The sequence below is a fragment of the Methylobacillus pratensis genome, from assembly GCF_054072455.1.
Genome location: NZ_JBSUSR010000014.1, coordinates 1 through 2,547, shown reverse-complemented (window position 1 = coordinate 2,547; position 2,547 = coordinate 1). Strand labels below are relative to the sequence as shown.

Below are 2,547 nucleotides of genomic sequence, written 5' to 3'. Positions count from 1 at the left end.
GGTTTGTGGACTACCAGAACACCTACGTCAACCCGCGGACCGATCTGGAATACGACGGGCTCAATAACATCGTGCGTGAGATCGTGCGCGGCAAGAACGACAATATCGAGACCGATGACCACATTACACTCTATGAATACAACAAAAATGGTTGGCTAGTCACTGAAAAGGATGCGGTGTGGACGGCCACGAATGGCGCTTCAGGGGGCAGGACCGAGTATGGCTATGATGCCAATGGCAATGTGACGCGCTCCACCTTGAAGAACCGGCTGGATGCTGGCAATGCGAGCTGGGACGACATCACGGTGATCCAGTATGACAGCCGCAACCGTCAGGTGAGGACGGAGGTAAAGACGCAGAATAACGCCACCAACAGCACGGTGAGCAAGCTGGTCTCGGAGATCCGCTACAACGGCTTTGGGGAGATCACGGGCAAGCGCAGTTATGTGGGCACGGCGCCAGTCACCACCAACCCCCATGACCCCTCAAGCGGCTGGCAGGAGTTTGCGCAGTATGATCAGGCGGGTCGGGTGTGGAAGAGTAACTCAGGCGATGGGGTGACCAAGGTCTACCTACATGATAAGCAAGGCAATGCCACGCTCGCGATCAATGGCACCTTAGATATGCGGAGCTTGACGTTCGACCAGATCAAGCATCACGTCAATACGGACCAACAAAAGACGTTCTGGAGCTATAGCCTATTCGATGAGCGCAATCAGCTTACCAACACCATTCAGCCGAGTATGGATGGCAGAAGTGCGACGGCGGTGATTGAGACCAATGCAGATGGGCAGTCTACGGTCATCAGGGCGCCAAGTGAGGGATCCGTCACGGCAAACAATGGTGCGAATACGAATCCGATTACCGCAGGCAGTTTCGGGATTACTGGAGGTAATGCTTCTTGGAGTATTGGATGGGACCGTGGGGATGGGGGAGCTAAACCTTACTATTTACATCCGACAATCACAATTCCATCATCATTCGGACTGGAAGGAACTACTCGTCTTAAAATTTCTGTTACTGCAACGAATGGACACACTAAAACAACTTATGCAGAGGTGGTTATCCCCCAAGGAGAGACCAGTAAGACTGAAAACTGGATATATATTGGGAATTTCTCTGATGTGAAAATTTTACTTTCATATCAACTGACTTTGGTACAAAGCACTCCATTGGGAGATGTGGTTTTAGGAGAAACAGCATGGTCTGGAGTATTAAAGTACGCAGGATCAGGAGGGGGAAGTATTTCTATTCCTAAGAAGCTTTATATCACTGGACAACCTTCAACCACATCTCAAGTCCTTTTATCTTATCGGCCTGTGGGTAGTAATGTTGCTTTTACCACGACACCCGTTCCTCAGATGATAAATGCGTCTGGTACCGCAATGCCAGGAATGTTCGCTTTTGATTGGAACAGCATTCCTGCAGATGAGTATGAGTACCAATATTTAGCGCTCAATCATTCAGGAGAAATACTGAATGCTCAAGGTGGCACATTCAATACAAGCAACCCGAGCGCGCCTATTGCCTCGCCTCAAACTCCTATCTTAATGGGTGAGGCCGGTGGGTCAGTTGTCAGCATAGGAGGAACACCTTCCTTAGCCAGTTCCGGATTGCAAACTAAGCTGGATCGGATGAGTGTTGGTGGATCTCATACAGTAAAATTTACCGAAACTGGAAAATCTTGGGAAGATGAAGATGGACCAAATGGCTATTATGAATATGATGTGTATTTTGGTGTTATGCAGCAATCGATTACTGTTTCAAATCTTCCTGATACATCTGTTTATGGCAATGGTCATATTCGAGTAGAAGTCCAATGGGGAAATAACAACACTCCTATAAGCTATGCTTATAATGGAAGTCCCATTACTGCAACTACCTCTTTTAATTCTAGTTATAGAGTACGCGAGGGGCACCCGAGGTTACCTTATGGGGTGCCAGTTTCTGCTACGATTAGAATATTTAAAATGATCGATGGTATCGGAGAGATACTTGTTATTGATGGCTCAATATCTGCTCCTGGCGAGTGGGTTACCAATAAAAATCCACGGACTATTATTACTAATTTACCTATAAATACGCAGCAAATCCAATTGCAATACAGAAAACTTGGTTCCAGTGAAACTTATTCTGTGCTAAATGCAATTTCACTACTTGCTACTAATGGTAATGCCATACCTGGATATTACACATTTAATTTTTCCAATTTACCTTTGCAAAATTATGAAGTTAGCATTCTAGCCTTGAATAGCAATGGTGAAATACTCAACCAACAATTAGGACAACTCAATTACACAAAACCACTTGAAGCATCTTTGGCAGTTACATCGTTTGTTAACGGGTTACAACTCATCGGCCAAGGCAGTACAGCTGCGAGTGTTGCGCTACGCTACCGCGTTAAGGGCAGTGGCAGCGGCTGGAGCGAAATCCCATCCTCCTCCTTTGTGCCCGGCGGCTTCGGCGTTGGCAGCTTCACCCTCCCAACGAGTGCGCTTGGCGTCTTTGTTAACGGTGTCGGGTACGACATCGAGGTCGACGTACGCA

General features: G+C 47.2%; 1 protein-coding gene. It reads left to right on the top strand.

Annotated elements, in window-relative coordinates; all coding sequences use genetic code 11:
* Window positions 1–2,547: hypothetical protein (locus tag ACW4YW_RS15580; protein ID WP_457138400.1), on the top strand; the 2,547-nt coding region annotated here is incomplete at both ends.